Annotated in this window: 25 protein-coding genes and 1 riboswitch; of the genes, 2 read left to right on the forward strand and 23 right to left on the reverse strand. The window is 35.6% G+C overall.

The window, feature by feature from the left end; translation table 11 throughout:
• Positions 1 to 84: 84 nt before the first annotated feature.
• The 9 genes from CIL05_RS11655 to prsW form a co-directional block, all read right to left on the reverse strand.
• Positions 85 to 270 carry a capping complex subunit for YIEGIA gene (locus CIL05_RS11655; RefSeq protein WP_095655712.1) on the reverse strand — a complete coding sequence of 62 codons (186 nt, stop codon included), beginning with the start codon at positions 268 to 270 and terminating at the stop codon, positions 85 to 87.
• A gap of 5 nt (positions 271 to 275) precedes the next feature.
• Positions 276 to 1,163, reverse strand: a complete 888-nt coding sequence (locus CIL05_RS11660) for a YIEGIA family protein (RefSeq protein WP_095655713.1) — start codon at positions 1,161 to 1,163, stop codon at positions 276 to 278.
• Positions 1,160 to 1,774, reverse strand: coding sequence for a YphA family membrane protein (locus tag CIL05_RS11665; RefSeq protein ID WP_439144837.1), 615 nt, complete (start codon positions 1,772 to 1,774; stop codon positions 1,160 to 1,162). The genes CIL05_RS11660 and CIL05_RS11665 overlap by 4 nt, the downstream gene beginning before the upstream one ends.
• A 159-nt stretch (positions 1,775 to 1,933) precedes the next feature.
• Positions 1,934 to 3,064 (reverse strand): 30S ribosomal protein S1, encoded by a 1,131-nt coding sequence (gene rpsA, locus CIL05_RS11670; RefSeq protein WP_095655715.1) that lies wholly within the window; start codon positions 3,062 to 3,064, stop codon positions 1,934 to 1,936.
• 142 nt (positions 3,065 to 3,206) lie between these two features.
• Complete coding sequence (gene cmk, locus CIL05_RS11675) at positions 3,207 to 3,881, reverse strand: (d)CMP kinase (protein ID WP_095655716.1); 675 nt, start codon at positions 3,879 to 3,881, stop codon at positions 3,207 to 3,209.
• 124 nt (positions 3,882 to 4,005) lie between these two features.
• The gene (locus CIL05_RS11680) at positions 4,006 to 4,665 is read right to left on the reverse strand and encodes a flagellar brake protein (protein WP_095655717.1); all 660 of its coding nucleotides are present in this window, start codon (positions 4,663 to 4,665) and stop codon (positions 4,006 to 4,008) included.
• Positions 4,666 to 4,753: 88 nt separating this feature from the next.
• Positions 4,754 to 6,097, reverse strand: coding sequence for a germination protein YpeB (gene ypeB / locus CIL05_RS11685; RefSeq protein ID WP_095655718.1), 1,344 nt, complete (start codon positions 6,095 to 6,097; stop codon positions 4,754 to 4,756).
• Positions 6,098 to 6,112: 15 nt separating this feature from the next.
• The gene (gene sleB, locus CIL05_RS11690; protein WP_095655719.1) at positions 6,113 to 6,943 is read right to left on the reverse strand and encodes a spore cortex-lytic enzyme; all 831 of its coding nucleotides are present in this window, start codon (positions 6,941 to 6,943) and stop codon (positions 6,113 to 6,115) included.
• A 162-nt stretch (positions 6,944 to 7,105) separates the two neighbouring features.
• Positions 7,106 to 7,783: a glutamic-type intramembrane protease PrsW gene (prsW, locus tag CIL05_RS11695; protein ID WP_095655720.1), complete on the reverse strand. Its 678-nt coding sequence runs from the start codon at positions 7,781 to 7,783 to the stop codon at positions 7,106 to 7,108.
• A gap of 88 nt (positions 7,784 to 7,871) precedes the next feature.
• Between prsW and CIL05_RS11700 the strand changes: the two genes are divergently transcribed.
• Complete coding sequence (locus CIL05_RS11700; protein WP_095655794.1) at positions 7,872 to 8,843, forward strand: asparaginase; 972 nt, start codon at positions 7,872 to 7,874, stop codon at positions 8,841 to 8,843.
• 643 nt (positions 8,844 to 9,486) lie between these two features.
• Here the strand turns inward: CIL05_RS11700 and CIL05_RS11705 are convergent.
• From CIL05_RS11705 to CIL05_RS11740, 8 genes are all read right to left on the reverse strand, one after another.
• The gene (locus CIL05_RS11705; protein WP_095655721.1) at positions 9,487 to 10,479 is read right to left on the reverse strand and encodes a YpdA family putative bacillithiol disulfide reductase; all 993 of its coding nucleotides are present in this window, start codon (positions 10,477 to 10,479) and stop codon (positions 9,487 to 9,489) included.
• A 183-nt stretch (positions 10,480 to 10,662) separates the two neighbouring features.
• Positions 10,663 to 11,940, reverse strand: a complete 1,278-nt coding sequence (locus CIL05_RS11710; protein ID WP_095655722.1) for a Glu/Leu/Phe/Val family dehydrogenase — start codon at positions 11,938 to 11,940, stop codon at positions 10,663 to 10,665.
• A gap of 297 nt (positions 11,941 to 12,237) precedes the next feature.
• Positions 12,238 to 12,822 carry a genetic competence negative regulator gene (locus CIL05_RS11715; RefSeq protein ID WP_095655723.1) on the reverse strand — a complete coding sequence of 195 codons (585 nt, stop codon included), beginning with the start codon at positions 12,820 to 12,822 and terminating at the stop codon, positions 12,238 to 12,240.
• Between the two features lie 138 nt (positions 12,823 to 12,960).
• Positions 12,961 to 13,734, reverse strand: coding sequence for a metallophosphoesterase (locus tag CIL05_RS11720; protein WP_095655724.1), 774 nt, complete (start codon positions 13,732 to 13,734; stop codon positions 12,961 to 12,963).
• Positions 13,735 to 13,917: 183 nt separating this feature from the next.
• Complete coding sequence (locus CIL05_RS11725) at positions 13,918 to 14,250, reverse strand: hypothetical protein (protein ID WP_095655725.1); 333 nt, start codon at positions 14,248 to 14,250, stop codon at positions 13,918 to 13,920.
• Positions 14,251 to 14,299: 49 nt separating this feature from the next.
• On the reverse strand, positions 14,300 to 14,827 hold the full coding sequence (locus CIL05_RS11730) for a CPBP family glutamic-type intramembrane protease (RefSeq protein ID WP_338066936.1): 528 nt from the start codon (positions 14,825 to 14,827) through the stop codon (positions 14,300 to 14,302).
• Positions 14,814 to 16,361, reverse strand: a complete 1,548-nt coding sequence (locus tag CIL05_RS11735; protein ID WP_240510176.1) for a RecQ family ATP-dependent DNA helicase — start codon at positions 16,359 to 16,361, stop codon at positions 14,814 to 14,816. The genes CIL05_RS11730 and CIL05_RS11735 overlap by 14 nt, the downstream gene beginning before the upstream one ends.
• A gap of 4 nt (positions 16,362 to 16,365) precedes the next feature.
• Complete coding sequence (locus CIL05_RS11740) at positions 16,366 to 17,427, reverse strand: YpbB family protein (RefSeq protein ID WP_165769114.1); 1,062 nt, start codon at positions 17,425 to 17,427, stop codon at positions 16,366 to 16,368.
• A 190-nt stretch (positions 17,428 to 17,617) separates the two neighbouring features.
• On the opposite strand from CIL05_RS11740, the gene CIL05_RS11745 reads away from it, so the two are divergent.
• The gene (locus CIL05_RS11745; RefSeq protein ID WP_095655727.1) at positions 17,618 to 17,869 is read left to right on the forward strand and encodes a ferredoxin; all 252 of its coding nucleotides are present in this window, start codon (positions 17,618 to 17,620) and stop codon (positions 17,867 to 17,869) included.
• Positions 17,870 to 18,499: 630 nt separating this feature from the next.
• Here CIL05_RS11745 and CIL05_RS11750 read toward each other — a convergent pair.
• The 6 genes from CIL05_RS11750 to CIL05_RS11775 form a co-directional block, all read right to left on the reverse strand.
• Complete coding sequence (locus tag CIL05_RS11750; RefSeq protein ID WP_095655728.1) at positions 18,500 to 19,684, reverse strand: RsiX family anti-sigma factor; 1,185 nt, start codon at positions 19,682 to 19,684, stop codon at positions 18,500 to 18,502.
• The gene (gene sigX, locus CIL05_RS11755) at positions 19,674 to 20,216 is read right to left on the reverse strand and encodes an RNA polymerase sigma factor SigX (RefSeq protein ID WP_095655729.1); all 543 of its coding nucleotides are present in this window, start codon (positions 20,214 to 20,216) and stop codon (positions 19,674 to 19,676) included. The genes CIL05_RS11750 and sigX overlap by 11 nt, the downstream gene beginning before the upstream one ends.
• Positions 20,217 to 20,314: 98 nt before the next feature.
• Positions 20,315 to 20,833 (reverse strand): ECF transporter S component, encoded by a 519-nt coding sequence (locus tag CIL05_RS11760; protein ID WP_095655730.1) that lies wholly within the window; start codon positions 20,831 to 20,833, stop codon positions 20,315 to 20,317.
• A gap of 4 nt (positions 20,834 to 20,837) precedes the next feature.
• Complete coding sequence (locus CIL05_RS11765; RefSeq protein WP_095655731.1) at positions 20,838 to 21,278, reverse strand: DUF4430 domain-containing protein; 441 nt, start codon at positions 21,276 to 21,278, stop codon at positions 20,838 to 20,840.
• A gap of 158 nt (positions 21,279 to 21,436) precedes the next feature.
• Positions 21,437 to 21,620, reverse strand: a riboswitch (cobalamin riboswitch).
• A 33-nt stretch (positions 21,621 to 21,653) separates the two neighbouring features.
• On the reverse strand, positions 21,654 to 23,417 hold the full coding sequence (locus CIL05_RS11770) for an ATP-binding protein (RefSeq protein ID WP_095655732.1): 1,764 nt from the start codon (positions 23,415 to 23,417) through the stop codon (positions 21,654 to 21,656).
• Positions 23,417 to 24,130, reverse strand: coding sequence for a response regulator transcription factor (locus CIL05_RS11775; protein ID WP_095655733.1), 714 nt, complete (start codon positions 24,128 to 24,130; stop codon positions 23,417 to 23,419). The genes CIL05_RS11770 and CIL05_RS11775 overlap by 1 nt, the downstream gene beginning before the upstream one ends.
• Positions 24,131 to 24,184 lie beyond the last annotated feature (54 nt).

Here is a 24,184-nt window from a genome sequence, read left to right on the forward strand (position 1 = left end):
TTCCAATTCTTTTTATCCTTCTTTTGAACACGCTCTTTAACTGTAATTCATTCTAGCAAAAGAAGCTGATATTAACAATTGTTTTCAGTGCTTCACAATAATAAATATTTCATCGCCCAGCGCATGTGCAATACCATCTGTTATTGCTTCGAGATTTGCAGCAACACTTTCCAGTTCATTTTTATCTTCACATATAAAAATAGGGGCACCACCTGAGATCTTCGTTTTATTCGTTGTTATTACAGCCAACACAGCCTTTTCCAGCTTCACAGTAGTTATTCCTCCTTATTATGCTTTTTAGATTCAGAAGGCATCCTAATTGCATTTTCCAATACGGGAACAGCGCCAATGATTTCTTTAGCTTTATCTATTTCTCTTACTTGAGGAAGAATAAAAATGCCTATGCGCCCATCATCTAAATCACGTTTAATCAAAGGGGTTAAAGCGGGTGTACCCGAATCACGGAAAACACCTAGAGAAATGGATACATCGTGCAATATTGCCTGACGTTGCCCAAGATTACCAATCGTTGTTATTACGTTCATGTTTTTTGGTGTCAATACAAAGCCCATTCCATACTTGATAATCTCTTCCTGTCTTTCAGGGAGACCAATATTCATAATATATATATTTTCAACATAAAGTCCCGCACCTTCAAAGTGAAGTGGATGATACTCTATATCCACAATGTCCTTTATGTTCGATCCACTCATTAAGAACTTACTGATAAACAAACTCACTAAAGCACCGGCAATAGCAAAATATACATTCCAAATAATATAAAATAATGTCCCAATGAAAGCAGTAAAAATAACTAGGTAATTTCTGCTTTCAAAAGAAATTGCTATTCCTTCTATGTAGGTTTTACCCCTGGGGACTAATTCAAATCCATCAATCTCAGTTAATGTATTTCTTTCCATATTACGTACATCTCTGAATTGTGTTGCAGCAACGGTTAATAGGGTCACTGCTGTAAACTCCATCTCCATTATTGCGGGTACAGCCACAGCACCTAGCAATGCCGCAATAAATCCGAGCGATAAGTGAATTGTTTTTCCATGTAAATATGTCGGATATTGCCTGTAATCTGTTCGCAGCATCATTATTCGAGCTATTGTCCCAAGCGTAACCCCAAATATAATAGGCATCGTATACTCATTCATTTAGCCACCTCACCGATTGATTCATTATATTTATGTATAGGAGAGAAAAATTTGTGTTTCCATTTATGTAGTATGTCTAAAAAAGTAATTATTACTATAGTAACTACTAAATTTTCAAGGAATGAGGCCTGCCCAATTGACTCATAAAACCCATAACCGGAAAGTGTAAGACTATAAATATATTCACCAGCGGATATTCCGAGGGCGCCTATCCCTAAACGGTGGTCAAGGCTTTTTGTCAAAATAATAATTAAAAGGATAATTAGAAATGAAAGGAGAAGTGGTCTCGGCAATACAACCCATACAGGTGAAATCTTTTCCCAGAAAAGAATGGCTGCATAACCGATTGTTATCGTGAAGGAGGCAAATAAATGATACATTAACCTTGGAAGTTGAACCAGAAATATAATGGCCCCACATAAAATGAACAGAAATGAGAATGAAACAGACAAATTTCCAAATGTGAAATTATAATTTGAACCTATGATTGATACTAATACCCAACAAGCAAATAATGTCCTTCGTTTATTTTTCTTCATTAAAAAAGTTACCATTATCCAGATTATCCAACTGAACCAATAAAACAACAAACCATTCGCCAATACATTCACCGCCCATTATTAGGCATTATAGCTATTATTTTCTCTCCCTATACAAAAAAGCCCTCCCCATTTTAGGAAAGGACTTTATTTGTTACCTGGTTAAAGAAGTATAAAGGTTTACATTTTTCTTTGGATTAATCCTCGTCAGATTCATTCATCGCTTATCTGTTACTTATATTTATTGAGTTTATCCCCAATAACATCACCAAGCTGGAATCCTGATTGTTCCTCATCTTTTTCGTATTGTTTAAACTCTTTAGCTTCCTGTTCTTGTTCTAATTCTTTAATACTTAGTGAGATGCGCTCTTCTTTTTCGCTTACATCCAATACTTTAACCTTGATTTGCTGATTGACTTCAAGAACTTCCTGTGGTGTACCAATATGTCTGTTTGCAATTTGTGAAATATGGACTAAACCTTCAACGCCTGGTTGAATTTCCACAAATGCTCCGAAATTAACAAGTCTTTTGACAGTTCCATCAAGGACATCACCTTTTGAAATGCGATCTTCAATGTTCTCCCATGGCCCTGGAATTGTTTTCTTATGGGATAAGGAAATACGTTCATTATCACGATCAACTGATAATACCTCAACCTTAATTTTATCACCTTCTGAAACAACGTCTGCTGCCTTTTCTACATGTTCGTGTGCTAATTGAGATATATGAACAAGCCCGTCAACGCCACCAATATCAACAAAAACACCAAAGTTTGTCAGGCGTTGAACAGTTCCTTCCAGAACCTGTCCAGCTTTTAGGGATTGCAGTAGGGAACTTTTTTGTAAATCAGCCTCTTCTTCTACTACTACCCTGTGGGATAATATAATGCGATTTTGTTCCTTATTTAAATCAACAATTTTCACTGTTAGCATTTTATTTTTATAATCAGTGAAATCTTCAACAAAAAATGTTTCGACGAGTGACGCCGGGATAAATCCGCGAATACCTACATCTACTACAAGGCCGCCTTTAACCACTTCTTTCACTTCTGTCTCAAACACTTCATTGTTATTATATTTTTGTTCTAATTCACCCCATGCTTTGTCAGCATCAATTGCCCTTTTTGAAAGTATTACTTCATCATCATCAACCTTTTTCACTTTTAATGTAAGTGAATCTCCTTCTTTTACAGCATCGCTTGTTAACTCAACATGAAGATTGGATAATTCACTAATTGGAAGGATTCCTTCTGTCTTATACCCAATATCAACAAAAACTTGTTTTTCTTCCAATTTCACAACCGTTCCTGTTAAAATATCCCCTACGTTTACTTCCGGTAATTCATTATTTGTCTCACTCATATCCATAGCCTCCTATACGGTTCTTAACCCTATACCAATAAAATGTTAACAAAATTAAAAGTAGTCTTTTTTATAACTTCTAATAATTCCAATTATTTGTCAAGTAAAGTAGTCTATTACCGATGATTTATTTAAAGTTTTCTTATTTGCTTGCTACCTTTGTAACTTCTGTTAAAACCTGCTCAGCAACCTCATTAATTGATAATGAAGTTGTATCAATCTCAGTAGCATCATCAGCTTTTATTAGTGGTGCTGCCTCACGTTTCGAATCAATCAAATCTCTTTGTTCGATTTCTTCTTTTAGTTCTTCAAGATCTGATGGGAAACCTTTTTTTACATTTTCTTCATATCTACGCTTCGCACGCTCTTCAACTGATGCGACTAAAAATATTTTAACTTCGGCGTCCGGGAGTACGTGCGTTCCTATGTCTCTTCCATCCATTACAACTCCACGCTTTTCAGCTAAGGCTTGTTGTCTATTAACCATTTCTATTCGGACTTTAGGGTGTTTGGCTACATAGGATACATTGTTTGTAACCTTTTGAGAACGAATTTCTGCAGTAACGTCAGCCTTATCTAATAATACCAGTTGTCCGTTTTCACTTTGTTTAAGTTCAATATCGGTATGATGCAATAAATCAACCAGTGGCTGTTCAGCTCCCAACTGAAGAGAACTATCCAGGGCTTTTAAAGTTAAAGCCCGATACATCGCACCTGTATCGATATAAATATAGTTAAGCTTTTCTGCAACAATTTTTGCTACTGTACTCTTTCCAGCCGCTGCCGGACCATCAATTGCAACTCTGATTATATCCATTGATAGAAATCATTCCTCTCATTGCTACGATAAAAACATATTCCCCTTGAAAAAAACCTGACCATAGCCAAGTTTAATATGTCTAGCTTAAATAATAACATACTGATTTAAAAATGTGGTCTATCTATGTTAATTCTTTTTTTCGTGCTTCCCGCTGTTTTTCAAAGCAATAGCTTATCACAATTTGTTGTGCTTTCTTTGTCACAGAAATAAATTTTAAAGAAGCAGTTACAATGGAATGATTTATCGTTTTAATAAATACAATTTCTGCCTGTGTATAAACATATTCATATTTACCCGAATTGAATGGCAATGCTAGCCAGACATCAACTGTTAGTCCGGTGTCAAGGTCAATTCCTTTCGGTACAATTATTGACAGTCCTCCACCACTTATATCAGAGGTAACAGTTGCGAAAGGGGGAAATCTATATTCACTACTATGAATTGCCACATCCACCGCTGCATCAATCCTAACAAATTCACGGCGCTGAATTCGCTGAATCTTACTTTTATCAGGTAATTTAATTGCTAATGCAGGTACATTCAATTTTACTTTTGCTACTATTTCTGAACGGAATTGATAAATTGCTTTATCTGTTTCCGCAAATGCAGCAGAAAAAATTGTTCCCTTAGGTAAAAAGGCTGTTTTTCTTGTTTGTTCATTAATTGGGTAATCAATGAACAAGTAATGCTCATTTTTTTCTATTATCTTTGAACGGTATTTATCGATTACTCCCGTATGTGGATCCTTTAATTTTAAATTGAGTAAAGTCCCTATTTTCATGTGAAAGCCCCCACATTATTATGTAAATATAATGCAATATACCTATTATTGCAGAAAAGTCAAAAAAGGGAAAGACTTTTGTCTCCCCCTACATATTGCCGGCATAATTTATTTCTTTTCCATCTAATTTTTCAACTTTTTCCTCTTTACCGTCCATCGCATTTACAAAAATACGGTAGGTTTCATTATCCAATACCCCTAGAAATTCATAAGTTAATACTTCTTCTCCTAAATCGTTGTCAATAACCGCCAGAAAATCTTCCTGTATGTCTACATTTGGGTTTACTGCTTCTTCTGCCTCCGATTTTGAAATTTTAGGTTCCGGTATGTCTCTGTCAGTGTGATTCATAAAATAATTTCTTGCTGTAAAACCAAGTATATCACCATTATCCAATCCTACTTTTACTTCCATAGCATCAGAATAAACCCGAACACCATCTTCGTTATATAAAAATGAATATACACCAATGTTATTGTATTCATTGCTTTGGAAGATTGTCATATTTTCAAAATCGAATTTTTTCAGGTATTCTTCTGATTTCTTTAAACCCTCATTTAAACTTAATTTTTTTTCTTTAATTGGTCGATCAACTAAGAGAGTGATTGGATGTCCGCCTTGTACTGACATATCCATATAGGCATTTTTATCTCCATTTCGATAGGAAATGCTGTACATTGAAACGTCCGCACCTTCTCCACTCTTTGTTACGGTTATATTATCCTCATTCTTTACATTGAAAAGTTTTTTCCCTTTGACTAACGCTTCTTTTTCATTTATTTTATCTCCATTCAAAAACTTATATTGATGTTCCTTTGAGGAAGTTCCTATTATGGAAGAATCTACATTGCTCTCAGCAAAACCCTCCACTTTCTTTTCAACGGTTTTAAAGCCATCTATTATTGTATTATCCATTTGTTCATCTTCATTAGCTAAAGCTAATTGGACATCCATCCAGCGCAAATTATTTTCCAATGCAATATGCTGAACCTGTCTTAATTCATCCTTAATATTGCCGGATTGTTTATATAAATCTTCCAGTGATTTTGTCTCTTCATCCGAAAGTGGATTATCTTCCAAGTTTCTTACAGCAGTTCGATAAGTAAAATCTCCTATATTAGACAGAAACTCTTCTGTTTTATTAAAAGGAAGCAGTCCTAAAGGCAGTTGACCAACATTTGACAAAGCTTCGGATGATAAACGCCATATATCGACTAATTGTGGAGATAGTTTTTGATTGGAATTCATTGCAAGCGAAGTACCAATTTTGTCATGTAACAAATCTATATTATAAGAAAGTTCATGAAAAGAGCGTTGGTACGTATTTTCTGCTTGAATCAAGATTTCATTTTTTTCCTGATGTTCCTGATACCCCCAAACTGCAGTACCTGCAATTCCAAGCGTAAGAATTGCTATTAATATCCATCGAAACATATGAATCACACCTTTCTATTTACAAAATATATGTTTTCCTATTTTTTTGATTTGTGGTCTAGTCCAGATCCAGGCAGATGTGGCAGTATCCGGATTGAAATAATATAAAGCATTCCCGGTTGGATCCCAGCCATTTATAGCATCTAATACTGCTTGTTTTGCAGTTTCGTTAGGTGTCAGCCAAATTTGACCATCTGCAACTGCGGTAAATGCCCTGGGTTCAAAAATTACACCTGATGCATTATTTGGAAATGTCGGGCTTTCTATCCGGTTTAAGATAACTGCTGCCACAGCTACCTGACCAACGTAAGGCTCCCCTCTGGCTTCTCCATAAACTGCATTTGCCAGTAATTGAATATCATTTTGTGAATAGCCCTGTGGTACATTTACGGATGCTGTATTTGTGGTTTCAGCTTCTTCCCCACCTCCTGCGTCTCCAGTCTTATTTGGCACAGACTGCTTTTTATTATCCACCCCACCATAGTGTGTAAACTTTCTCCCCTGTTTTATTTGTTCCTTCACATATTTCTCATCATAGTTACTTGCATCTACTAATTTTTGTTTTGTAGTTTGTCCGGCCAATCCATCTATTTCGAGTCCGAATTCATACTGATAATTTCGTAGACCCCAGTAAGTTCCCCAGCCGAAAACACCATCTATCTTGCCATTATAAAACCCTAAATATTGTAATCTCGCTTGTAGTTCAATGACATCGTCACCCACAGCGCCTTGCTGAATTACTTGTTCACTAAAGGCACTGACAGGTTTTGGCTGGTTTGATGCCTGAAGTCCTATGAACAAAAATATGATAATAATAAATAAAAGGAACAGCTTTTTATAGGTCATATTTTTTCCTCCTGCTTTTGCATTAATTTTCTGGAACATATTCAACTTGTAATACCTATTTTTCGATTAAATGTCCTTTTTATTCACAAATATTGAATGTGTTTCTATAATTCAATGAAAAATGGACATAAAAAAACCTCTGTATATTCTGCTACAGAGGTTTTAGGCTTGTTGTTTTCTTTTTTGAAGAATAATATTGGAAGTAAGTTTATTTGCTGCTTTTACCCGGTGCAAGGCAAATACCCATAAAGCTATCATGAAAGGTATTAACAAAAAAAGCCAATTGCTTGTAACGGTTTTTAGAATATAATTATAGGTTCCGTGAAGCAGATAGGGTAAAATAAAAGCCAAGGCTATATTTCTTTTCTTATGGGATTTGCTTGTTTTTGCTTTTCCAAAATAATATCCCATGATCACAGCAAATAAAGCGTGTGAGGAGACTGGAAACAACGCCCTTGAAAAAGCATATTCTATTCCATTGGTAAATAAATATAAAACATTTTCAACTGTTGCAAATCCTAAGCTGATTGCTACGGCATATACAATCCCATCATAATGGGCATCGAATTCTGAATGATGATATATGGCATAAAGAAAAATAAACCATTTGAAAAATTCTTCTGTTAATGCTATGAGTAGAAAAGAGTCTACAAAATTATTATTACTTAGTCCCTCAACAGAAAACGCATACTGAATGAACATAATTGGAAATACGAGAATCGTTCCAAATAAGAATGTTCTTATAATTAAGGGAAGCGGCTCGGTATATCGGTCTTTTAAATAGAAAAAAGACATTAATGCAAAAGCTGGGGCAATTCCAACTGATAAAATGCTAAACATTGCTCAGGACCCTCTTTCCAATTACGTTATGTTTATCGTATCATTAAGTACCATGGTTGAAAATAGCAAAAATAAAGCAGGTGAAAAAATGAAAGATATTTTAATCATTCATACCGGTGGTACTATTTCCATGCTGGAGAATAAAGAAACTGGAGAAATCACTACAACAGGTAAACACCCATTAACCGATGCTCAATATTTTTATCAGACATATGCCAATATTAATGAGATTTTTGAGTATGATCTGCCTTCCCCGCAGATAACTCCAAAACATATGCTGGGGTTAGCGAAACGAATTAAAGATGTTATTTCCTCATATGATGGAATTGTTGTTACACATGGCACGGATACCCTGGAGGAAACTGCCTATTTTTTGAACTTGGTTCTTGAGACAGATAAACCAGTTATTTTAACCGGGGCCATGAGATCAAGCAATGAAATTGGCTCAGATGGATTATACAACTTAATTAGTTCTATTCGGGTAGCTGTTGAGGATGAAGCCTCCTACAAGGGTGTATTGGTCGTAATGAATGATGAAATACATACTGCCGGCAATGTAACAAAAACTTCCACAAATAATGTTGCAACATTTCAAAGCCCTCAATTTGGGCCAATCGGAATTATTACGAAAGATTCTATTATTTTTCATCATACAGTAATCTCACGCTATACCCATTCGGTAGAAAGCATATCTAAAAATGTTTTCTTGCTGAAAGCTTATGCTGGAATGGATCAACCAATCATCCACGCATTGCATCAGGCTAATCCGGATGGTTTAGTAATTGAAGGGTTAGGTCAGGGGAATTTACCAAAAGAAGCTATTATACCTTTACAAAAAATACTGGATGACCAGATCCCTGTTGTACTTGTTTCAAGATGCTATCAGGGGATTGTACAACCAACCTATGGATATGAAGGTGGGGGGCGACAGTTAAAGGAAATGGGAGTTATCTTTACGAATGGATTAACCGGCCCAAAGGCAAGAATTAAATTATTGATCGCACTGGAAAAAACAAAAGATTTTAGTTTACTGAAAAGAATTTTTGAAAAAGAACTATAACGGCTTCTTCTATAAAAAATGGTTTAAAAGATTGGCACAGCGATTACTCGTCACACCAATAAGAAATATTGTTTTGTGACAAAAGATGTAAAAGACGACATAACTTTAGTCTGACTTCCTCCCATCCTTTAGAAAATGAGTGCTAATTCAGCGCTCCAGAAACACATTTCGCTTTCCGCGGGCGGCTGTTGAGCCTCCTCGTGCTACGCACTGTGGGGTCTCACCTATGCCTTTCCTCCCGCTGGAGTCTACATGTGTTTCCTCCGCTGGTATTCCGATTACTGCCGATGAACTGCTTAGTAATCAATATTTAAAACATCGAATTACCTCACCAGTTCGGGTGAGCGAAGGGCGGTGACTCCTGCGGGAACAGCACGTGTCCGAAGACCCCGCAGAGTGGTTTTCTCGAGGAGGCTAAGGCCGTGCCCGCGGAAAGCATCCGCCCGGAGCGATCCCGAACGGCGATTATAGAAAATACTTATAGCAAACAGTAGTTAGATCGTACTATTATGCTACTGCAAGGATTAAAAAGCAACAAATGATTTAGATGGGGCGAGCAGTGCGCAGTCCCAGTATTTTGGTGGGGCGAACGAAGTGCAGTCCCAAAACTAACGAAAACAGCTTTAAAAAATGATAGCAGACTTTACTCTGCTATCATTTTACTTTTTTGGGTTATAGACTCAGCAATCGCCTGTCCATGAAAGCGTCCATTCTCAATAAATATTTTATTATTATTGTAGCCTGCTGCTACTACGCCTGCTATATAAATACCTGAAATGTTTGTTTCAAATGTATTTTCATTATAGCGAGGGGCTCCATTCATTTTATCAATTTCTATTCCTATATTTTCAAGAAATAATAGATCTGGTTTGTAACCAGTCATTGCAAAAACAAAATCATTTTTGATTCTCATCGTTTCGCTATTATTTGTATAATAAAGCTCATTATTAGTTATTTTTGTAACTTGTGATTGAAAATGCATCTGCACAAGATCTTTTCTCACCAATGAATCAAACTCAGGAAGTATCCATGGTTTAATGCTTTTGGAATACTCCTCACCACGATAAATCACCATTACACGTGCTCCAGCTTTATGAAGCTCCAACGTTGCATCAACAGCGGAGTTTTTTCCTCCGATAACAACAACATCCTTGTTAAAGTAAGGATGCGGTTCCTTGAAATAATGCATTACTTTACTTAATTCTTCTCCAGGAATACCCAAGTAATTAGGCTGGTCATAGTACCCTGTTGCGATGATGACATGGTCTGCCTCATAATTACATATTTCGTGTGTGTTTTTTGACGTACGAACAAGAAACCCATTATTCTCGGGTTTAACCTCTATCACTTTTTCAAAAGTGTTAACACGCAGATTTTTACGCTCTGCCACAGCACGATAGTATGCTAAAGCCTGATTTCTTACCGGCTTTTGATTCTCTGTTATGAAGGGAACATCCCCGATCTCCAATTTCTCACTTGAACTAAAAAACATCTGATGGGTTGGAAAGTTATATATTGTATTTACAATATTTTCCTTTTCAATAATTAATGGGTTCATGCCATGTTTTTGCAATTCAATCGCACATGACATACCACAAGGCCCCCCACCTATAATAATAACCTTTTCATTCTGCACAATTATGCACTTCCTTTATCCTGCATTAGCTTTTACCCTAGCATTCGTCAAGTTTTAAGTGAATGCCTTAGTTGCACGTAGTCAGATAAGAACTCTCTCCTATCTGCCTTAATAAACATACAAAAAAACTCTTATCCAACTATACATGATAAGAGTTTTTTTTTCATTTGTTATGTTCTATTTTTAAACCCAACCACGGAATCTGGAGGCTTCAGCCATTTTTCTGACACCAACCATATATGCTGCCAATCTCATATCTACACGTCTAGTTTCAGCAGTTTCAAAAATAGTGTTAAATGACTTAATCATAATTTCATGTAATTTTTGATCAATATCTTCTTCTGACCAATAATACCCCTGGTTATTCTGTACCCACTCAAAATAAGAAACGGTTACACCACCAGCAGAAGCCAATACGTCCGGAACTAAAAGAATTCCTCTTTCAGTTAGAATCTTAGTTCCTTCCATTGTAGTCGGGCCATTTGCCGCTTCTACAACGATGCTTGCTTTAATATTATGGGCATTTTCTTCAGTAATCTGGTTTTCTACTGCGGCTGGAACGATAATATCACAATCCAACTCGAGTAATTCCTTATTTGATATGGTGTTATTAAATAATTTTGTCACTGTTCCAAAACTATCTCTTCTATCGAGTAAATAATCAATATCCAGACCGTCCGGATCATGCAATGCTCCATATGCATCTGAAATTCCTACAATTTTTGCCCCGGCATCATGGAGGAATTTTGATAAAAAGCTACCGGCATTTCCAAACCCCTGTACAACAACACGGGCTCCTTTTACATCAATGCCTTTCTTCTTGGCAGCTTCATTAAGAACAATTGTAACACCTTTCGCAGTTGCAGATTCTCTTCCATGGGAACCACCAAGAACAATTGGTTTCCCTGTAATGAATCCTGGACTGTTAAATTCATCGATACGACTGTATTCATCCATCATCCATGCCATGATTTGTGAATTTGTAAATACATCCGGTGCAGGAATATCCTTCGTTGGTCCTACGATTTGGCTAATAGCACGCACATATCCCCGGCTAAGCCCTTCTAGCTCACGAAAAGACATTTCACGTGGATCACAAATTATTCCACCCTTACCGCCACCATATGGCAAGTTAACAATACCAGCTTTTAAACTCATCCAAATGGACAATGCTTTTACTTCTTTTTCGGTTACATCCGGATGGAATCGAACCCCACCTTTAGTAGGTCCTACAGCATCATTATGCTGGGCGCGATAACCAGTGAAAATCTTTATTGATCCATCATCCATGCGTACAGGAATTCTTACTGTCATCATTCTGATTGGATCTTTTAATAGCTCAAAAACTTCATCTGGGTATCCCAACTTTTCCAATGCAGTTTTTACAACAGTTCGTGTTGAACTTAACACATCCAGTTTATTATCTTCTTTGGTAGAATCTGCTGCTTTGTCGGCTACCATGAATTTACCTCCTAGAATATCTCAATAATATTTTATAAATAGCTCTACTCAGTGATTAGTATACACTTTCATAAGAAATATGCAATAAAATAAATTCTTTCATCACAATATTATCTAAATAATGTAAACGATTCCTTTTTCCTATGACTTTATCAGGTTTTCTAATATTTTCATTTTCTTTTAACGCTTGTTTATAGTTGATGATAATAAAGGTTCTCTCTCACCGAAAACTCCCCATAAGTAAGAAATTATTCATCGATTGCACTTCTTTCCTGGCGAATAAATACTGATCAGGCTTTAGCTATAGTAAAAGTTATGAATAATTTGTTGGACTGCATTTCCCATAAAAATCACTTTTCCATACTCTTTTAATCTATAGGAAGTGATAATACTGGGGTAGGAATACTCGGACATAACTGCAATAATATTTTCTTTATTTTTATTTACCAAATCATCATCATTTAATAACATATAATAACGGCCATCCATATGATAAACCTGACCACCGTCAATGGATAATGCTGTTAAATAAGATGCTACCCGGATCACGTCTTCAAACTCTTCAAAGGAGAAAATTAGTTCTTTACTTTCATCCAAAGTAACTTTCATTTCAATGAAATCCTCATCCCAATTTATATTTTCATATTTTTGTGTAACGATAACATGCATCCCTTGTGCCTGCATCAAGTGCACTTGAACAAGCAGCATGCCATCTAATTCAAACCCTAATTCCGTACTAGCTTCATACATCATATCACTAAACAGATTTTGGACACTTGACGCATCATGCCACAAATCTTCTTTTGTAAAACCACGTTCTATTAAATCATCAAATGTTAAAAAAATCGTGAATTGATCATCGGACACTCTTTCAATACGCATACAGTATCCTCCTTTTAAGAAACCATTTTATTTAAAAAAAGCTTATATATATCTTGTGAAAATAATAAACACAACAAAGTTATCTGCTCTTTATACACTATATGCATGAGGTGAAATTGTTGAACTGAACCTATACATTTATTGTATATAATTTGAAAATGTAATGACATGACACTCTGATTTTGTGCCTAATCGAAAAGGTAAAGTTGTATATCCATATCCTTCACTAACTAATTTGTTTGTATAACGTGATTTTTGAAAGCCGCCTCTTTCATATGGACCATACCCGAAAATACGTATTTGGCCTCCATGTGTATGTCCTGCAAGTACTGTATGTATACTGTTTTTTAGCATTGAGTCAAGCTCATCAAAAGCTTTTGGTGCATGTGTTGTTAAAATAAAATATTCTCCAGCTGCATCTTTCCTGGCTAGGTCGATTCTTGCTTCACTATATGTACAGCAATCCAAGCCTAATAAACTTATGGTTTCATTTCCTCTTACAATGTCTTTATGATTGTTCGCCAAAATCGTAACATTTTCCTCTAGTAGCATGGAATGAATTTTCTCAGGTTGCTCCTCATAGTCATTGTTTCCCCAAATGAAATAGATAGGAGCATTCCACCTTTTCAGTTTTTTTATATTTTCGCTTGTACGCTTTAGTGGCACTCCATTTTCAGTTAAGTCACCACCAATAATGACTGCATCAATCGATTGCTTTATTGATTTTATTGTCGTTTCATTAATGTTTCTCCTATGGATATCCGATATGAAAAAAATCCGGAAATTATTAAAGTTTGACGGCAATCTTTCATCAAGTATTGTTCTATAATCAATCGTATCATGATGTGCTTTGAAAAACATGTAAATGATAAGGAAAAACACAAAAATTAGTATTAAAATTATATAAACCAATCATAACCTCTCCTAAACTAACTAAACTAAGAATCCCTTATAAATTATATAATACATCTTATTTGATGAATAGGGATAACTTAAGGCGACATCTCATTTAATCGCCTGGGGACCTGAAGTCACATTTCAAAAAGCAATCTAAGAAGAACAATAGCTATGCAGAAAAGCGATTCTGCATAGCTATTAAATATTAGAAAACATATCAATCATTTCTTCCCCGTAAAAATAATATGCCCCCACTCCAATACCTAAAAGGAGAATAATTACAAATAATAGACGAAGAAGTGGAATACTTATTTTTATATGGGTTCTTTTTAGCATCTTCCCATGTACTTCTTTTCTAGGGGGTAAATTCAATATATCTATATCTCTAACTTGTTCCATTTCAGCTTCTGATTCAGCTTCAGCTTCTGTTATTTGCTGTTCCTGAACTTCTTTTTCTCCCTGCTGAACCTCGTCCAATAGTTTACGCAGTTCTGTTGCTTGATTTTCATGCTGATCTGTTTTATTTTCCAATCGAAAGCACCTCACTTTTTAAAGCGAATAACTAATCCCAATAAAAAATCTACAATAAAATGAGCAGTAATTGTGACAACCAAGTTTCCTGTGATTTCAAACAAATATCAATAAAAAAGCTTACAAAAAATATTGAGATCAGCATAACCGGCTTTTTAATATATCTGAAATGAATGAGTGCAAATAATACACTGGCAAACACATATCCAAAAGTTGTTTGGATCACGCCTCTGAATAATAACTCCTCAGAGACAGCAACGATTAAAGAAATTGAAAAAATATATAATATAGATTGGTTGCTAAAAATTCTATCATTTATTCCATCATCATCATAGTATTTTTTCGGCAAACTATAAATTAATATCATATCAACAAAGACAATTAGCAAACCTGGAGTGAAGCCGTAAATGAGAATATCTTTTAGATCCCACTCAAAATAGAACAACCATTCCCGTTGGCTATCGAAGAGAAATAGACTTAAAACAATACCTGCGAACAAAATTAATATTTGAGATAAAACGAGTTGCTTTTTTAATTCCTCATCTGACATTTGTTTAATTAATTCACTTTGCTTCATCGTTTACTCCAATAAATAATAATTTCTTTAGTTTATTTTCCCATGACAACTCAACATTTTTAACATTCGTTATTTCCAGCGGTTCCCATTCGGATATGGAAAAGCCACAATTACTGCAGCATTGGAATTTAGGTTTTTGGTATGAAGATTGAAAGCTTTTGTATAAATGCTTCCGTAAGCATTCCTTTTCATGTACCCATTGGATGATTTCATTTAACTTGTTTTCTTTCAATAATGATCGTTCAAAAATAAGATTATTTATTTTTTGAAACACTTTTTCCCAATTTTCTTTCTCATATAAAATCGTATTCTCATCAATCATACCATGTTTTTCTAATTGAAAACGCAGGAATCGCCATTGTGTTTCACTTAGCTGCAATAAATTTTGCACTTGCTGTTCATTGGAAGGAAGCTTGCCGCTTGAGTTAAAAATGTTCAATAGATGAGAAAAAACTGACTGCAAATCCTGTTTTGATGGTAATTCACTCTGTATAATTCTTTTTGGAATATATAAATCCTTCTTTGAAAATAGCAGCAAACTTAAACTTGACTCCCCATCTCTTCCGGCCCGCCCCACCTCCTGAATAAACGATTCCAGTTGTGGGGGAAGATGATAATGAATGACCAGACGAATATTGCTTTTATTAATCCCCATTCCAAATGCACTTGTACAGCAAATTATATCCAGTTGATCATTCATAAACTGCTGTTGGATGGCTATACGATCTATTTGTTCCATTCCACCATGATAAAAAGCGATTCGTCTAAATGGAATTTTATCCGATAATAGTTTCGAAATATCTTCCGCAGTTTGTCTGCTTGAAAAATAGATCAGCGTTGGAATTCGGTAATTTGTTAATAAATTGCTAAGAATTGGAAGCTTTTCATTATCAGTTTCCACTTCTTCTACACAAAAGGCAATATTATCTCTGTCCATTGGATAAATATGTTTAATAATAGCGGGCCTTTTCATAGCGTCTATTATGTCACGCTGCACATTGGATGTTGCCGTAGCACTCAAGGCCAGGATGGTCGGGTTATTTAATGTTTCAACAATGGTGTTTAATTTTAAGTAATCTGGCCTGAATTCATAGCCCCATTGTGAAATACAATGCGCTTCATCAATGACGAATAAGCTTATATGTAATTTACTAAGTATATTTTGTAATTCCTTCTTCTGCAACAATTCCGGAGATACATAAATTAATTTATATGTATGCAGTTTTTGATAGACTTTTCTTCTCTCCATCGGCTCCATAAAACTATTTAATGCAATTACTTCTTTAAAATTTATCGCCTTTAATTGTTTTACCTGATCAATCATTAGGGAAATAAGAGGGGATACAACAATTGTTATACCATCGAGCAACTTGGCAGACAATTGATAACAAATTGATTTACCTGATCCCGTTGGTAATACTCCCAGTACATCCCTGCCCTCCATTATATCCTGAATGATTTCTTTTTGTCCCACCCGAAAGGTACTGTAGCCAAAATAAGTCTGTAAGTAATTTTCTAATTCCGGCTGACTCACGAAATCACCTCCCGAGTGAATTTTTAGCATATGCCAGAACAAGTCTAATTTGAAAATAACTGATATGCTCATCAACTGATTGTTTAATCATTTTTAATTTGTATGATCTCGTTATGCTGGATGCTTTCATAATCTTCTGCTGATCCTCTTTGGAAACGTAGTTATGTATTGGAAAGTTTGCATCATATAAAGCAATTTCAACGATATGATCATAAATTGTATTGTTTTTCAGTTGTCTTAATTGTGCAATCGTGTCAATGGAATAACCTCTTTTTAAAAACGTATATGTACTGTTGGCTGAATTTGTAATCATATGCTTGTTCGATATATCTTTTAATATAAATGACATGAAAGGAAAACTGGAATTTGCATTTTCTATCATTGTTAGCATACGATGAATAATTCCCGTGAAATACAGTTGCGTATCTTCACTTGTCATTTCATATTTAACAGCAAGCTGATGAATACTCATCCCATAATTTTTATAACCGGATAAGCGATCAACAAACATTTCCGCTTCCTGATCAGTTAAATAATGCAGTAAGCTTTCCAACTCCTGAAATATAGTTGACAGAATGTAGGATTCTTTAGATTTCGCTTTTAAAAAAAGGGCTTTAACCCAATTTTCAACCGAAGTTGTATCAATGACTGGAATAAATTTATAGTATTTCATATAACTGTTTGTTAATGTCTGAATAAGCAATGTTAACCGTTCAAAAAAGCTGTTAGCCATTCCATTATACTTTAAACCAGCAAAATAATGATAAGGTATTTCAACAGTACTTTGATCAAGCCAATCCACACCAGCCTTTGAGGTTTTAAAAAGAGGCTCGGAAGTTGATATTCTTTGAAGGAATCCCTTGGCATTTAATTCATTAATCTTCCGTTCAAATAATTGCTTCTTTAAAGATTTATAAACACCAAAAAAGTTTTCTAATTGATAAAGATGTATATCCTGAACAGTCTGGATGGATCTTTTCCCCTTAAGAATATGGTAGATGGCTGAATCCGTTCGTTCCCCTTGTATATTCATACTGCATTTCAAAATAATTCCTTCCACCAACATTTTCAGATCCTCCTTTATCTGGATATCAAAACCCATCGCAATTGTGACTGTTTTGTAAAATTACCAGGATAAAAAGTATTTGTTATCATAACCACATTAAATTTAAGTTGAATTGCATCAAAATCAGTTTTACAATAATTATATATCGTTTATGCTTGGTGAAATGCAAGCGTTTCTTAGGAGGTACTACATGCCAAAATATACTATTGTTGACAAAGAAACATGTATTGCCTGTGGGGCATGCGGGGCAGCGGCTCCTGATATATATGATTACGATGATGAAGGCCTAGCCTTTGTCGTATTGGATGACAATACCGGTACATTAGAACTCGATGAGTTTTTGCAGGAAGATATGATTGATGCAAATATGGGTTGTCCAACTGATTCTATTAAAGTTTCAGAAAAACCATTTGATGGTGACCCATTGAAATTTGAGGATTAATCAATTGTTTCAGGCAAAAATGTTTCTCTATCTTTATTATAGCAAAATAAGTTAGGAAGTGTTTTAGAAAAGATATTTCTATAACACTTTTTTACTATGTTAGGGAATATAAAACTTTAGGCTATATTTAGCTAGCGATTAGATAGGGCGCATCCACCCCATCGCTAAAGCCCTGGGACCTTCTTATGATCAGTCACTTTTAATCTATGCTGCCTTCTAAAAGATTGGGGTTAGTTTTGTCACAAATTCTATAAACTGCGAAGTAAATCGAGATTGACTCCAATTACATGTGCTATTGCCGCCGTCCGGGATCGCTGCGGGCGGATGCTTTCCGCAGGCACGGCCTCCGCTCACCCGGACTGGCGAGGTGGTTCGTTTGTTTATTGATTACTAATTCAGTTCATCGGCAGTAACCGTAATACCAGCGGAGGAAATACACGTAGACTCCTGTGGGAGGAAAGGCATAGGTGAGACCCCGCAGTGCGTAGCACAAGGAGGCTCACCAGCCGCCCACGGAAAGCGTAGTGTATTTCCGTAGCGCTGAATTAGCACCCATCTTCTAAAGGGGGAGAGGAAATCACACTAAAGTTACGTCGCACTTGACATCAAATGCGAGTGAAGGAAGAGAGTTTATTCTATAGAGTTGATTGGATTTGCCCCCACTGGAACGGGAATGGATTCTGTCAGTAAATATGAGCCGATTTTTTCCAGGTTACTATTCTGAAAAGAAACTGAATCATAGCCATAACTTTTTGCTGTCATAAGAATAGCCTCAATCATCGTAAGGGTATCCTGATTATTCATTAGTGAGCTTTCATCAGAAAAAGTTACTGTAAGCTCTTGTTCTGTTGAATCAGTTGTCATATTGATATTGTCAGGTATAGTTTGAGAGACATTGAAGTCCTTATCATCAGTTTTCATTGCCATTAAAGCATCATCAATCATCATTTCACCCTCATTCGGGATTGGAATTAGAAATGATCTAACAGCATCTTCTTCATGATAAATTTTATAACTGGCATTTTGCTCTTTACTAAGAGGTAATTCATCTATTAATCCGAATGGTCCAAGGTCCAGTCCCTGATCATTCTCTGTATTAAATACTGCTTTATCAATTCCTTCTTGCTTAAACATAGTTGTCAGTGATTTTTCAAAAATACTTGCAGTGGCTGATCCCTCACCTACGGAAAAATCCGCTGGAAGATCTACGACTACCTGATTGTTCTCTTTTTCCAGTTTAAAAGATACATTCTTAAATAAATAATCACTAACTCCCCACTCCTGAACGTGCAGATAATGTTCCATTTCACTATAAAACGTATCTATATCCTCTGACTCTGGTACAACAAAAGTAAGTGGAATAACAAACTGCTGCTGACTGTCTGCAATAGCGCCATGAGCAATTACTTCATTATTAACACTTCCATCAATGACATAGCTATCGAGAGGTTCACTCATCATCATTATTTCTGATTCCGCATCTTGCATATCACTTGATTCTTCCTGCCCACTTAGAGATTCTTCTGCCTTGTTATTCAAGTTAGCGTCATCAAATGCGCGGTCTGCAGTAGAATTCTCATTTTGCGTTTCGAACATATTCGTATTTAAAAATGATGGCAGCATGATTAGTAATAATATGGCAGCCATTAATGTCCCTAAGACAGGTACTAATTTATTGTTTCTTTTCGGCTGTTTTTGTTTTGGATTTAACCCTGAGGAGATGTGCTGGTATAAGCTATCTTTATCCTGAGTATCTTGTATCTTCGGCATGTTTTTTAGTTTTTCGATTAATTCCTGATCATCATTATGTTTCATCAACATCTCCCCCTTTCATTTGGTCTTCGGCTAAATGCTTTTTTAATACTTTTAGCCCGCGGTGCTGGGTAGTTTTTACCTTGCTTTCACTAAAGTTTAAAATCTCTGCTGTTTCCTGTATTGAAAACGATTGTATGTATCGCAAAATAAGTACACTTTTTTGATCAACCGTACATTTATCTAAATACCTATAAACGGTTTGTATTTCCTCATTTTGTACAGCTAGTTCATCAGGTAATGGTTTCAGATCCTGGATTAACTGTCCCTTTTCACCCCAGTCAAAGAATTCCATTATCCGTTTCCTTTTTCGGCTTTGCGAACGAAAATAGTCGATTGTAACATGTCTCGCAATCGAAAACAGCCACGTCTTCTCACTGCTTTCACCCTTAAATGTTTTATAGGATTTTAATACTTTTATATAAATTTCCTGAACGAGATCTTCTGTTAATTGCTTATCTTTTACCATATAAAATACAAATTGAAATAAATCTTGATGGTATTTTTCATAAAACTCTTCAAAAACGACCTTCATAAAAGATCCTCCGTTCATCTATATAGTCGTTTGTAATCACCTAAAAGTTACATTCTAACCTTAATATAGAGTATATAAAGGAAAAATACCAACTAAATTTAGTTGGTATTTTGCGTACTGAAACGATTATTGGCATATTTTTTTAAAAAATAGGAAATGGTTGGGTACAATAATATCATAAATACAGCATTTCCTATTGCGTGATTCGTGTCAAATGGTAATCCGAATACATAATACGCAAAGAAATTGCCACCTGCTATTTGATAATTTGTTAATGAAATAATAAACCCATAGAAGTATCCACTGAAAATAGAGAATAATACGATGACAAAGAGTGGAATACGTCTTGGTATTTTTCCTAAAAACCCACTCATTATTCCAATTAGTGACCAGGATACAATTTGCCAAATTGCCCAGATCCCCATCCCTAAAAGCATATTCGATAAAAAGGTTGTTAAAACCGCTAATATCACGGCGGCGACAGGACCTAGAAATATGCCACAAATGATGATCAAAGCAGTAACAGGCTGAACATTTGGCAGATATACAAAAACAACTCTTCCTGCAACTGCAAGTGCTGCCAATAATGCCAACAAGGTTAATTTATACGTGTTCAACTAATCATTCCCATGATTGCAGGTCAAAGGTTATCTTATCGCCAGGAGTTAATTCAAATTCATGTGCTCCAACGGGGGCCATTTCATCATTGACAAAAAACATCCAGGCTTTTTGCTCATCTTCTTTTGGTGCAGCTCTTTCAATGGACGTAATGAATCCATCTTCTTCTTCCACGTAAAAGTTTTCTTTCATGACATCCATTAAAATGTCACCTTCTTCAATTTCTATTTCCTTCTCATGTATAAACTCTGATCCTTCATCTTTAGAAATTGTAATCAGCACAGAATCTTCACTTACTTCTTCTGATTCCTGATTACTTTCTTCCTGCCCACTTGAATTGTTCGTTGACGTTGAATTTTGTTCATTATTTTCATCTGATCCACATCCAGCTAATAAAGCAAATACAACAAATATGGATCCTAAACGCAATATCCATTTATTCATTTCCCATCATTCCTCCTGTTTTAATCTATGTATGTAATTAAAAAGAAAATAAAAAAACTAACTCTGCTTCAGTGAGTTAGTTAATTAGACAATCGAAATATACATGTCATATAGATCATATGTAATCGGTTGTCTCAATTGCTCACACCCCCGGAAGCATTGAAACACAGGAATTGGCAGGTCTACTGACTTATGATATTAGCCTACTCTAAGCCCTTCCCATATGAGATCTTCATACAGTGGATATTGCTTATTTCGTATATCACTTACAGTTGCGAGGACAGTTCCGGATTCTCACCAGATTCCCTTTTAAGAAAAAACACCAATTTCTGTATAATTTATTCAATTTAATTACTTTTTATAGCTTAACATATTTTAATAATTTTGTGGGATTTTAAAACTAAAAGTAGTTCCCTGATTCACTTTACTCTTCACAAAAATTTTTCCATTATGTGCGTCAATTATATTTCTGGCAATTGCCAATCCAAGCCCTGTTCCTTTTTTCTCTTTATTTCTAGTTCTGGATTTGTCTGCCTTGTAAAAACGTTCAAATACAAATGGCAGGTCCTCTTCGGGAATACCGCTTCCACTATCTTCGATGGCCACATGCAGCTCATTTTTACTACATTCGATATGAACCTTCACAAATCCGCCCTCTGCTGTATGTCTAATTGCATTATCTGTTAAATTTGTAAAAACCTGTTCTATCCGATCCGGATCAAATAAGGCTTCAGGTTCGGTTATGTCCATCGTTAATACGAGTTCAATTTGATTATCATTTGCTATTCCATTAAATTTCTTCATAATTCGCTGGACATAAGCCTCAACTTCCATCGTTTCCTTATTAAGTTGAATATGGCCTGCTTCCATTCTTGCAAGATCCAATAATTCATTTACAAGTCGTCCCATACGTAAAGATTCTTCATGGATAATTTGTGCTAACTCATTCTTTTCTTCCTTACTTTCAGCTATATTATCAACAATTGCCTCACTGTATCCCTGCAGCATGGAAATAGGTGTCCTTAGTTCATGGGATACATTCGCTATAAAATCCTTACGAAGCTTGTCCAATCGTCTTTCCTCTGTCATATCACGAATCACCGCTACAGCTCCTCTAACATAGGATTGATCATATAGTGGTGTCATCAGCATAACAAAGCTACGCCCCTGAACGTTCAATTCATGTAAAGCCTCTTTCTCTCCATCTATTACTTCCTGCAGGATTTCATTTAACTCGCTTGGTAACTTTCGATTCTCATCATTCATTTTAAGGTTATTTTCAAAATACCAATCTTCAATAAACCTTTCTGCCGGAGGATTCGTAACAATCATGTCGCCATTTCTGTTCAAAGTCATTACACCATCCGCCATGGAACTCACGATTCCTGACAGCTGTTCTTTTTCCTGACGCAATGCATTGATGTGAAATTTCAGCTGTCTGCCCATTCGATTAAATGCAAGCGCCAGTCCACCGATCTCGTCATGTGTTAGGATGGGAACTTTTGTATTGAACTCCCCCCTTGTTAAGTCAAAGGCAGCTTCTCTCATCTTTATTAATGGTGAAGTAATCCGCGTTGATAGGAAAAACGCAAAAATAGTTGTCAGAATAATAGCTATACCTGCAGCCAAAAAGATAATTTTAGTCGTTTCAGCCTTCGTTTGATCAATTACATCTAATGATTGATACACAAATATAGCTCCACCACTGCGATCGATAGGAGTACCTACAATCATTGCTTCCATCTCAGTATTAGGCAGGATTATTTGTTTCCTAATCTCTTTATTATTTGTTACTACTCTTGTTAAATCTCTTTCATTTTCTATCCATGATCTTTCTAATTCAGATAAATTTTCATCTGCACTGTCTGAAACCCATATTTCTCCATCATCAAATAAAATTGCAACTCTACTTCTAGGATCTTTAACACGATTGGTCGTTTCCAAAATTACAGATTTATCATCATTCTGTTCAACCAATACAGATACTTTTGTAGCTGTTTGCAACATATCCTTTTCAGCTTCTTCAATATGGAAGTTCTCGAAAAACTCGAGTAACAGTATCGATAATATTAATAATACAAAAGAAACTAGCAACAAAATTGTTATTGCTAGTTTACCTACTACGCTTTTCCAAAACATTACACATCATCTACCTCAAATTTATATCCTACGCCCCAAACAGTCACAATCATTTTAGAAGCCTGCTTGGAAACATTATTTAACTTTTCCCTAAGTCTTTTCACATGTGTATCAACTGTTCGTAAATCACCAAAAAATTCATATTGCCAAACTTCTTTTAACAAAGTCTCCCGATTAAATACTTTATCCGGTGACTCTGCTAAGAAACAAAGTAATTCATACTCTTTCGGAGTAAGAGCCACTTCTTCACCATCTGCCGTTACACGATGGGCATCATGGTCAATTGAGATATGTGGAAACATAAGAATATTTTTTGCAGATGCATTGGTTTTGTTAAAGGAAGTTGTCGCTCTACGTAACAACGCTTTTATTCGCAGAACAACTTCTCTCGGACTGAAAGGTTTTACAATATAATCATCTGCTCCTGTTTCAAATCCCTGAACCCGGTTCACTTCTTCCCCTTTTGCTGTCAGCATAATGACAGGAGTTGTTTTTTCCTTTCTTAATTCCTGACAAACTTCAATACCATCCATTTCAGGCATCATAATATCCAATAATATGACATCATAATCTTTATTTAAGGCCTTTTCCAAAGCCACCGTGCCATTCTCAGCTTCTTCCACGATGTAATCTTCACGCTCTAAATACATTCGAATTAAACGGCGGATTCTTTCTTCGTCATCTACAACTAATATGCTGGCAATTGGTTCCATATGTGCTCCCCCTCATCAATATTTTATCTATACATTAATTATAGACTAACCGGA

It is taken from the genome of Virgibacillus profundi, assembly GCF_002287375.1.
Classification (GTDB): Bacteria; Bacillota; Bacilli; order Bacillales; family Amphibacillaceae; genus Virgibacillus_K; species Virgibacillus_K profundi.

Bases quoted from the DNA above. Each gene is read 5' to 3' on its own strand.
- CIL05_RS11660 (WP_095655713.1), bottom strand. From the start codon at position 1,163: ATGAATGAGTATACGATGCCTATTATATTTGGGGTTACGCTTGGGACA.
- rpsA (WP_095655715.1), bottom strand. From the start codon at position 3,064: ATGAGTGAGACAAATAATGAATTACCGGAAGTAAACGTAGGGGATATT.
- cmk (WP_095655716.1), bottom strand. From the start codon at position 3,881: ATGGATATAATCAGAGTTGCAATTGATGGTCCGGCAGCGGCTGGAAAG.
- CIL05_RS11680 (WP_095655717.1), bottom strand. From the start codon at position 4,665: ATGAAAATAGGGACTTTACTCAATTTAAAATTAAAGGATCCACATACG.
- ypeB (WP_095655718.1), bottom strand. From the start codon at position 6,097: ATGTTTCGATGGATATTAATAGCAATTCTTACGCTTGGAATTGCAGGT.
- sleB (WP_095655719.1), bottom strand. From the start codon at position 6,943: ATGACCTATAAAAAGCTGTTCCTTTTATTTATTATTATCATATTTTTG.
- prsW (WP_095655720.1), bottom strand. From the start codon at position 7,783: ATGTTTAGCATTTTATCAGTTGGAATTGCCCCAGCTTTTGCATTAATG.
- CIL05_RS11700 (WP_095655794.1), top strand. From the start codon at position 7,872: ATGAAAGATATTTTAATCATTCATACCGGTGGTACTATTTCCATGCTG.
- CIL05_RS11710 (WP_095655722.1), bottom strand. From the start codon at position 11,940: ATGGTAGCCGACAAAGCAGCAGATTCTACCAAAGAAGATAATAAACTG.
- CIL05_RS11715 (WP_095655723.1), bottom strand. From the start codon at position 12,822: ATGCGTATTGAAAGAGTGTCCGATGATCAATTCACGATTTTTTTAACA.
- CIL05_RS11730 (WP_338066936.1), bottom strand. From the start codon at position 14,827: ATGAAGCAAAGTGAATTAATTAAACAAATGTCAGATGAGGAATTAAAA.
- CIL05_RS11740 (WP_165769114.1), bottom strand. From the start codon at position 17,427: ATGTTGGTGGAAGGAATTATTTTGAAATGCAGTATGAATATACAAGGG.
- CIL05_RS11745 (WP_095655727.1), top strand. From the start codon at position 17,618: ATGCCAAAATATACTATTGTTGACAAAGAAACATGTATTGCCTGTGGG.
- CIL05_RS11750 (WP_095655728.1), bottom strand. From the start codon at position 19,684: ATGAAACATAATGATGATCAGGAATTAATCGAAAAACTAAAAAACATG.
- sigX (WP_095655729.1), bottom strand. From the start codon at position 20,216: ATGAAGGTCGTTTTTGAAGAGTTTTATGAAAAATACCATCAAGATTTA.
- CIL05_RS11765 (WP_095655731.1), bottom strand. From the start codon at position 21,278: ATGAATAAATGGATATTGCGTTTAGGATCCATATTTGTTGTATTTGCT.
- CIL05_RS11770 (WP_095655732.1), bottom strand. From the start codon at position 23,417: ATGTTTTGGAAAAGCGTAGTAGGTAAACTAGCAATAACAATTTTGTTG.
- CIL05_RS11775 (WP_095655733.1), bottom strand. From the start codon at position 24,130: ATGGAACCAATTGCCAGCATATTAGTTGTAGATGACGAAGAAAGAATC.